At 63.1% G+C, this 8,430-nt stretch carries 9 protein-coding genes; 2 read left to right on the top strand and 7 right to left on the bottom strand.

Annotation, left to right across the window (positions count from 1 at the left end):
- A partial coding sequence (locus ACEW8Q_RS08250; RefSeq protein ID WP_373503577.1) for a calcium-binding protein occupies positions 1–179 on the bottom strand: 179 nt, incomplete at its 3' end.
- Here ACEW8Q_RS08250 and ACEW8Q_RS08245 point away from each other — a divergent pair.
- Complete coding sequence (locus ACEW8Q_RS08245; protein ID WP_373503576.1) at positions 150–512, top strand: glycosyltransferase; 363 nt, start codon at positions 150–152, stop codon at positions 510–512. The two genes, ACEW8Q_RS08250 and ACEW8Q_RS08245, sit on opposite strands and share 30 nt — an antisense overlap.
- Before the next feature lie 37 nt (positions 513–549).
- Here ACEW8Q_RS08245 and ACEW8Q_RS08240 read toward each other — a convergent pair whose 3' ends face one another.
- From ACEW8Q_RS08240 to ACEW8Q_RS08215, 6 genes are all read right to left on the bottom strand, one after another.
- Entirely contained in the window at positions 550–888 is a 339-nt protein-coding gene (locus ACEW8Q_RS08240; RefSeq protein WP_373503575.1) for a hypothetical protein, read from the bottom strand.
- Positions 889–939: 51 nt separating this feature from the next.
- Positions 940–2,037: a GSCFA domain-containing protein gene (locus ACEW8Q_RS08235; RefSeq protein WP_373503574.1), complete on the bottom strand. Its 1,098-nt coding sequence runs from the start codon at positions 2,035–2,037 to the stop codon at positions 940–942.
- 24 nt (positions 2,038–2,061) lie between these two features.
- Positions 2,062–2,811: a hypothetical protein gene (locus ACEW8Q_RS08230; RefSeq protein ID WP_373503573.1), complete on the bottom strand. Its 750-nt coding sequence runs from the start codon at positions 2,809–2,811 to the stop codon at positions 2,062–2,064.
- Positions 2,808–3,605: a sulfotransferase domain-containing protein gene (locus tag ACEW8Q_RS08225; protein WP_373503572.1), complete on the bottom strand. Its 798-nt coding sequence runs from the start codon at positions 3,603–3,605 to the stop codon at positions 2,808–2,810. Before ACEW8Q_RS08225 ends, ACEW8Q_RS08230 begins: the two co-directional genes overlap by 4 nt.
- Before the next feature lie 34 nt (positions 3,606–3,639).
- A complete protein-coding gene (locus ACEW8Q_RS08220) occupies positions 3,640–4,788 on the bottom strand; it encodes an NAD-dependent epimerase/dehydratase family protein (protein WP_373503571.1) in 1,149 nt (382 codons plus the stop codon).
- A 146-nt stretch (positions 4,789–4,934) separates the two neighbouring features.
- The gene (locus ACEW8Q_RS08215; RefSeq protein ID WP_373503570.1) at positions 4,935–7,574 is read right to left on the bottom strand and encodes a hypothetical protein; all 2,640 of its coding nucleotides are present in this window, start codon (positions 7,572–7,574) and stop codon (positions 4,935–4,937) included.
- Between the two features lie 350 nt (positions 7,575–7,924).
- On the opposite strand from ACEW8Q_RS08215, the gene ACEW8Q_RS08210 reads away from it, so the two are divergent.
- On the top strand, positions 7,925–8,430 hold a 506-nt coding region (locus tag ACEW8Q_RS08210; protein ID WP_373503569.1), incomplete at its 3' end, for an HAD-IIIC family phosphatase.

Here is an 8,430-nt window from a genome sequence, read left to right as displayed (position 1 = left end):
GCGGACAGAGTGTCGTCACCTTGATTACCTTGCAGTCTGTTGTTGTTGTTGCCGCCACGCAGAAAGTCATTCCCTTCGCCACCGTAGAGTGCATCCTCGCCCTCTCCACCGCGAATCGTGTCATTTCCTAAAAATCCGAATTCAACGAGGTGAAGGCCAACACCAAGTGGGTGGAATATACCTGCGTCGGCGCCGCCGTTCTGGCAACCCGGGGACTTGTCTATGACGGCTGCTGCGACGATGGCAGCGGCATGCTGCTGGCGGATGACGAATGGCTGGACGCCCTCGAGATGCTGACCGACGACCCCGATGCCCGCTACGAGATGGTGTGCCGCGCGCAGGAGAAGGTCGAGACGGTCTATAGCGTCGAGAACCTGCAGGCCCAGGTGCTTTCGATCTTCGCGGAGGCCCGCCGGGCCAGGGACGAGGCCAACGCAGCGCCATGGCCGCATGTCCTGAGCGGAACCCTGGCCGCAATCGCAGGGCGGGAACTGAAGATGCTGCTCGCCTGATCCGAGGCCAGCCGGCGACTGCCGTGGCGCGGTGATGTCAGGCCAGTGCTGCGGGAAGTTCCGGCGGCGGAGACAAGACCCGCGACAATTGCTCGAGCACGAGAACGCCATAGGCTCCGTTGGCGCCATTGCCCTTGTTCGAGTGATAGCGCGGCTTGAGGAAGCCGGAGGCCAGCCGCGCATCGATCGGGTTGGCGAGGAATGTGATGCCACTGCGCCGGCAGAGGCCCGCGACCGCCTGCTGCTTGAGCATCCACAGCTTGAGCCGCAGCAAACCTGGCAGCGCGGCCGTCTTGGCTGTGGCTGGAGAGCTGAAATGCTGGTCATCGCGCGGGGCGGGCGGACCGGCGCAGACGAGCGGCGCCGCGCTGGCCACAACTCTCGTGGACGAACAGGCCAAAACGACACTTGGCGGCGCGACGGCACATCAGTGGCGTGCGCTGTCAAGCTTCTCCTCGTCGCATTCCACTGCCACGAACGCGGCGGCCTGCGCGGCGAATTCCTCGACCCGCTTCTCGTCTTCTGACTTCTTCCGCGGCTGGTTCGCGGCAGCCGTGAGCTCATGTTCTCCAGCCGCGTACTTGAGAAACAGCCGCATGACGTGCGATACGCCCTCTTCTGTAACGTTGCGCAGGTCATCTGCATAGTAGCGCCCCCGGTTGAAGGCGCCCGTGATGATTTCGTAAGACGGGAAATAGTGGACGAAGTCGTACTGCAGACGCAGCGTCTCCGCCGCCACCCGCAGCACCGACTTCGAATAGGTGGTCGCCGACAGCACATGGGCATCGGGTGCCGCCGTCGCCATCAGCGGCACCGGCGACACCGTGAGAATGACACGGGCGGCCGGATTTACGGCCTTGAGCCCGTCGATGAAGGCCCTCATGTCGTTGACGACATCGACATAGGTCTGATTGTAGAAGCGACAGTACCGTGGGTCGAAAGCGCCGCCGTCCACGCCGGGGCAGATCGGAAACACGGCCCCGTCAGCCCGGGCCCGCCAGCATTCGGTCAGCCCGAGCGTGAACACGAACACATCCAGCGTCTCGAACATGCGGCGCACCGCCGCGAAGTGTTGTTCCCGGTCCACCAGCATTTCGGCCGCCGACACGAAATTGCCGGGCTGCACCGTCGGCCGGAACGGATCGCGCACTGTTCCATCCGGATCGACCCAGGGACCCTCCTTGGGCGCAAACCGACCATATGCTCGTTCGAACAGCTGCAGCAGTTGGCGGGCGGTATAGATGTTGCCGAAGCGGGCCGAGAAGGTGCTGTAGTTGTTTGCCACCCGGACATGCTCCGGCATCAGGGGGTGTCCTTCCTCCGCCACATAGTAGTTGAAGCCGGATGCCTTCAAGTGGCGCGCGATGTGCTGGGCGAAACAGCTCCCCGCCGTCGCCACCTTGGTTGAAGGAGAGAGGCTCAGATCGAATGTCCCGACAGGGTCCACGTCGCCCGCCGACATGCTTGCGACCGATCTCCGCCAGAAGGCCTTGGACGGCAGGGAAACGTAGGGATTGTCAGCCATGTTAAAATCCTTTGTCCTCTTGCCTCAGACTGCGGAAATCGCGTCCTGCAGCAAAATGTCTACCAGCTGCCTGAGCACCATGACACCGTATGCCGCGTTGGCATGGGTAGCGTCTTCGGCATAGTAGCGCCGCCGCAGATAGCCTTCCTGGTCTCGGGCAGACGTCGGATTGCCGAGAAAGATCATGCCATTTTCCTTGCAGAATTCGGCAAGCGCCTGTTGTTGCAGGGTCCACAGCTTGAGCCGCACCGGAGCCGGCGTCACGCCGATGTCGGAAATGCCATGCTGTTTGAAATAGGTCTCGGCGCCCTCGACGATGTGGGCGTTGTCCTCCTTGGGCGCGGGCGGCGTGATGCAGACCATGCGGACGGGGCACGCCGCCTTGAGGCGCAACATGATCTTGCCGTAGCCACCCCGCAATGTGTCGGCAAAATACTTGCGCATCATCTGCAAGGGAATGACTTCCGCTCCGGGCTGAAGTTTGCCGCCATCGACGCTCTGCATGACGAAATCGAAAGGTCGCGGATGCTGGATCAGGCCAAGCGTATTGTACTGATTGCCCCGGTAGTGGGTCACCAGCAGATCACCCGCGGTCAGCGCCGCCGCGCGTTTCACGGCGTCATCAACAGTGATGTCGCCGATGATGGTGCCGTTCTTTTCCGACGCATTGCGCAACAACTCGATCGAGACCCCGTCGGGCAACTCGGGCTTTGTCTCCAACGCCTCCCTCAGCGCATAGATATGGCTGTCACCAACGATCAGTAGCTTGGTCATTGGTTAGCCGTCGCTGTCTCGGAAGTCGCATCGCGGCGGCCAAGAACGCCGTAGCCGTGGTCAATCAAAACGGGCATGTACCCCTTGTAGAACCGCTGGATCGTCTCTTCAGAGAGCCGGGTCTCGAAATTGTACGATCGCCGGCTCCAGTAGAAGCGCCCGTCGGGCTGCGTCCGCTTGTCGACCACCTGAATGAGGTCTTCTACCTTTGCGGAATCGTACGGTATACCGAGAAATGCAAGAAGTCCCGCCGCCTCCCGCCGAGTATCGGCGACCATGTCCTCATAGCAGATTTCGTAGTATGGCACGGCTTCGCCAATGCGGCGCCAGCCATTGAGATACGTTGAGTACCCGCCACTCTGTAAGTTGAGCCAAGTCATGCCGTCGTTGGCGATAAACTCGTCGACATAGTGGTCGATCTCGCAATCAGCGATGATTTGGTCAACCGGCTTGGGTCTTCCATCGATGAAGGTTGCGGCATTCTCTTTCAAGAAGGCATAGTTCAGCGACGACAGCATGACGTCAAGCGGATGACGCCGCATGGTAATGATGCCGGCAAGATCCACGTTCATGTTGATTACACGCTTGTCGAGTGTGTGGAGATGGGTCTTGATTATCCGTGCCGTCGTCCCGAGCAGATGAAAGTTCGGCGAGTTCTGCGGCAAGGTCTTCAGGAACGAAGGAATGACCTCGGCAAGCTTGCCCTTCTTCATCAGCGCCTCGATGATTAGCCGCCGGAGCCAGGTGCTCCCGGTCTTCGGATAAGAGGCCAGCATTATGATCTTGTCGGTCATCTGTCAGTTCCTGTCTCCGTATTGGGGAGCTTCGTCATCCCATCATGTTCCGGCGCTTCAGTTCGTCATTCGCCTGGGCCAGCTTGTCCTCGGGCAGCGGTTGCGTCGCAACCCATCGGGCAAAGCGGCCGAGACCATCGTCAAGGCTCACCTGCGGCGCAATTCCGAGCAGCGATGAAAGCCTCTCGACATCCGCGAAATTGTGGCGGATATCGCCCAGCCGGTATTGTCCCGTCACCTCGACCTGCGGTTCGGCGCCAAAGGCCCGCGACAGGCCGCGCGCCACCTCGATCACCGGCGAGGCCGTTCCGCTGCCGACATTGATCACGCTGTTGACGGGTTCGGGTGTCGACAGCGCCGTCACGAAGGCCCGCGCCACGTCGGAGACATGGACGAAGTCGCGGCTCTCCGCCCCGTCCTCGAAGATCGGCAGCACGAGCCCGCGGCGGATGCGGGTGGAGAAGACAGACAATATGCCCGTATAGGGATTGTTCAGCGACTGGCCTTCGCCATAGACATTCTGCAGCCTGAGGATCGCATGACCAAGCCCGAGGCTGTCGCAGGTGATGCGGACGAGATCCTCCTGCATCAGCTTGGTGGCGGCATAGACCGATGACGGCGCCGTGCGGTCGTCCTCGCGCGTCGGCACGGCCACCAGCTGCTCGCCCGTCTCGGGGCACACGGGCTCCCATTGCCGTGCCTTCAGCATGGCGGCGGAGCGCGACGGCGGCGTGAGCCGGGGGCCATCCTTCTGACTGGCGCGGACATAGGAACCTTCGCCATAGACCGAGCGGCTTGACGACAGGAGAACCCGCTCCACGCCATGGCCCTTGGAATTGACCAGCTGCTGCATCAACACCGCGGTGCCCAGCACATTCTCGCGGGTATAGCGGTCGATCTCGTACATCGACTGGCCGGTGCCGGTCTCGGACGCGAGATGGACCACGGCCTGCACGCCGTCGAGTGCGCGCGCCATGTCTTCGGCGCTGGCGACGCTGCCGCGCTGGAAATCGATCCGGACATTGCCGGCAAGCCAGTCGAGATTGGCGGGAACCGCACCATGAATCTGCGGTGATAGCGTGTCGAGCACGCGGACCTCATGGCCTGCCGCGAGGAGCTGTGGCACCAGATGCGACCCGATGAAGCCCGCGCCGCCCGTGACCAGAACTGTCTTGATACTCATCCGCTCCTCATCTGTGGCCACCCGGACCGGCTCCGGAGTGTGCGAAGCGGAAAGACAAGCCGTTGACCCGCCCGTTTCTTAGCACACGCAAAAAGCAAAACACAATCCGATGACCCATGGACGGACTGCACAGGTTCGGATCAGGTTCAGCCCTTCGGCAAGACCACGGTCAATTCCGCAATCCGCTCGCGCTCGCTGCGAAGCGCATTCTTCGCGGTGAGGAACTCGGCCCTCAGCCGGTCGGCATCGGCCTGCAGGCGCGAAATCAGCATTCGCTGCGACCGGACATCCGCGTCGGTCTCTGCGGCTTGCGCGGCAAGCCCGTCGCGATCGTTGCTCACGGCGTCGAGAGCCTGCGCCAGCCTCTCCTGTTCGCGAGCGGCGGTTTCAAGGCTCTGTTGAGCGGAGTGCCTGGTATCTGCGAGTTCGGCCGCCAGCGCCTCGTGAGTTGCGGACAAGGCCGCGTAACGGTCCTCGAGCGCCGCGCTAGCAGATCGGGCCTCGGCCAGCTGGCTGGCGAAATGTTGCGACTCCTGCGCCGCACCGTCACGCGTCTTCTGAAGCTCTTCGCGCAAGTCCGCCAGAGTCCTGCTCAGAGTATCCCGCTCCACCGTCATGCCCTCAAGGGACTCTTGCAGGTTCTCGCGGTCCAGTTTCTGAACCGCCAACTCATCCGCCTGCCGGTCACACTCGACCTGTAAGGCTGCAGCCTCTTGTGCGGTGGCGGCCAGTTCCCCGGCCTGACGGTCGCGGTCCGCTGTGAGTTCTGCGAGTTTCGCTTCCAGCTTTTCACGCGCCTCGTTGCCGGCCGTGATCTGCTTCCTGAACCCGTCGAGCTTCTGGTTCGCGGCTGCGAGGTCTCGCTCGACCGACTCCCGCGAGGACGAGAGTGCCAGGACCTCGTCGCGTTGGGTGGTGCGAGCCTCCACGGATTCGGCAAGTTCGGCGGCCAGACGATCGCGTTCAGTCCTCAGCGCGGCGAGTTCCTGCTGCACGTCTTCGCGCGTCGCGATGGCTTGCGCGAGCTTGCTGCGGAAACCATCGAGTATGGTATTCAACGATGCCAACTCGCGCTCGGACGCGTCGCGCGAAGACAACATCTCGGCCAGGCCGCGTTCCAGTGCCGCGCGCGATTCGGAGGTCATCGAAAGCTTCCGCTCCAGCGCATCGCACTCTGCACGTGCTGTGGCCAGATCCGACTGTTTCTTGTCGCGCTCGCCCTCCGCAGCCGCAAGCTTCTGTTCAAGCGCTTCACGGCCGGACAATGCAGCGGCAAGCTGCTTGCGGAACCCTTCGAGCTTCCCGCTGACGTCACCAAAATCCCTCACGGCCGTTTCCCGTCCGGCAATGGCCGCCTGGATCTCCTTTTGAAGCGCGTCGCGTTCCTCTCCTGCTTGCGCCAGCCGCTCTTCCATCCGGCCGCGCTCTGCTTGCGCCTGCGCGAGTCGCGCTGCAATTTCGCCGAGCCTGGCCTCAGCGTCCGCAAGCTGCCGCATGTACTCGTCTGCGCCAATACCGGCCTTGGCGAGTTCGCCTTGCAGGGCATCACGTTCAACCTGGAGGCGCGCGGCATCCGCCCTGGCTCCGGCAATCTGCTGTTCCAGATCCGCCCGCACCGCGATCGACTCGGCCTGAACTGCGTCACGCGCGGCGCGGGCGTCGTTCATCTTGCGGGTCAGGGCGTCGATACGTGCGACGAGGATCGCCTCGTTCTCGCGCTGCCGCTCGGCCCGCTCCTGGTGGCTGGCGATCTGCGCGGTGGCCTCGTCCAGACGGGCCTGAACCAGCTTGATCTCGGCCGCGAGGTTCTGGGCATCCGCCTTCAGCGTGCGGCTCTCGCGGGCTTCGAGGGCGAAAGGCTGCACCGCGCCCAGAAGCGACTGCAGCGACATCGCCAGCGTCTCGCTGACATTGGCTTCGCTCACATTCCGGAGCGACAGGATGCTGCGGTAGACCTCCTCCGACAGGGCCAGAGTGCAGCGCAGCTTGCCGCCGCCTCCGGCGCACCAGTGATGGCGCTGATCCGGATTGATCAACTCGGACAAGGCCGTCTCGAGCTCGTGGTCCGAGCCTTGCCAGACGAGATCGAGCTCCTGCGCGAGATCCTTGGCGAGAGCCAGCGCATCGCCGAACCAGGCCTCGTAGGGCACCACCAGAGGCCAGTGCCGTCCCGCGTAGCGCAGGATGTCATAGTTGTAGGCAAGCCACATCACTTCGGATTGCGCCACGGGAATGGGCCTCCGCAGCGGATTCTTTTCCGTCATCGAGCGCGATGATTCCGCCGGGTGCCGCACCGCCCACACAAAGCGCGGGCTGACATCGAGCTCCTCGAGGATTTCACCCCACAGCGGCAGCAGGCGGCAGGTGCGCGGATCCTTGAAGCCCCACGGCCGGCGGACCTTCTTGAGGTGTTCGCCCACAAGGTCTCGCAGTCTCTCCTTCAGCGGGCAGATCTCGACCGAACGCCACCAGCCCGACGCAAAGGGAACGGCATGGGCGGGCGAGCCCACCGGCACGCCGAGCGTTACGAGAATTTCATCCTGCAGCGCGAGGATGTCCTGCCGTTCCCAGAAGCCAGTCTCGTTCTTGGTACTGGCATGGGTCGGCTTGTCGAGCATGTCGACGCCCAGAAGATGGAGGATATTGGCCAGAAGCGAGGTGCCGCTGCGATGCATGCCCAGCACCACCACAATCTCGCTACCTTGCGCGCTGCGCCGGAAATTGCCACGCAGCTGCATGTTGCGGCTGCGGGCAGCATCGGCCACGATTTGTGTCGTCTCGCTCATTGTTTTCCGAGGGAAACTCTGTTCTTTCCAGTTGAGGTTTTCGTTACCGGACCTTTAGCACCCAAAATCTCTGAATGAGAAGCCCGGCCATACGAAATCAATCCTAGATTGAGACTACCGCCTACATCGGCACGGCAACACTCCACACGCGGACATCATCGGTCGCATGCAATCGTTATCATCTATTTGGCTCGCTGCTTTGGGAACTCGCAAGCGGTTAGTCCGGCATCCAGAAGCGCACCCGCGCGGCCGGCCGGCGACCCGGAGCGTTCGCGCGTTCGCATGGCGCCTATGTCCTCGACGTCGCGGGGCTCTCGGCCCAGGTCGGCGCCGACGACTGGTTCAATCCCGTGCAATGGGGCGCCTACAAGCTCGCCTTCGACGCCAAGGTGGCTCCGGTCTATGCCGAGTGGCTGGGCCGCCTGCTGGGCGCCATCCGCGGCAAGTCGGCCAAGTGCCTCGTGCTCGACCTCGACAACACGCTGTGGGGCGGCGTCATCGGCGACGATGGCATGGAGGGTATTGTCATCGGCCAGGGCAATGCCAGGGGCGAGGCCCATCTCGCCGTGCAGCGCGTGGCCCAGAACCTCCGCGCCCGCGGCATCTTCCTCGCGGTCTGCTCGAAGAACGAGACGGCCATCGCGCTCGAGCCCTTCCGCAGCCATCCCGACATGCTGCTCCGCGAACCGGACATTTCGGTATTCCAGGCCAACTGGATCGACAAGGCGACCAATCTCGAGGCCATCGCCAAGGCCCTCAACATCGGCCTCGACGCGCTGGTGCTGCTCGACGACAATCCGGCCGAGCGCGCCCAGGTCCGGAAGGCCCTGCCCATGGTCCGCGTGCCGGAAGTGCC

The sequence above is a fragment of the Aestuariivirga sp. genome (assembly GCF_041738905.1).
Lineage (GTDB): Bacteria > Pseudomonadota > Alphaproteobacteria > Rhizobiales > Aestuariivirgaceae > Aestuariivirga.
Note: the sequence above shows the minus strand (reverse complement) of the source record. Positions and strands in the feature narration are given on the sequence as shown.

Bases quoted from the DNA above. Each gene is read 5' to 3' on its own strand.
- ACEW8Q_RS08215 (WP_373503570.1), bottom strand. From the start codon at position 7,574: ATGAGCGAGACGACACAAATCGTGGCCGATGCTGCCCGCAGCCGCAAC.
- ACEW8Q_RS08225 (WP_373503572.1), bottom strand. From the start codon at position 3,605: ATGACCGACAAGATCATAATGCTGGCCTCTTATCCGAAGACCGGGAGC.
- ACEW8Q_RS08230 (WP_373503573.1), bottom strand. From the start codon at position 2,811: ATGACCAAGCTACTGATCGTTGGTGACAGCCATATCTATGCGCTGAGG.
- ACEW8Q_RS08220 (WP_373503571.1), bottom strand. From the start codon at position 4,788: ATGAGTATCAAGACAGTTCTGGTCACGGGCGGCGCGGGCTTCATCGGG.
- ACEW8Q_RS08235 (WP_373503574.1), bottom strand. From the start codon at position 2,037: ATGGCTGACAATCCCTACGTTTCCCTGCCGTCCAAGGCCTTCTGGCGG.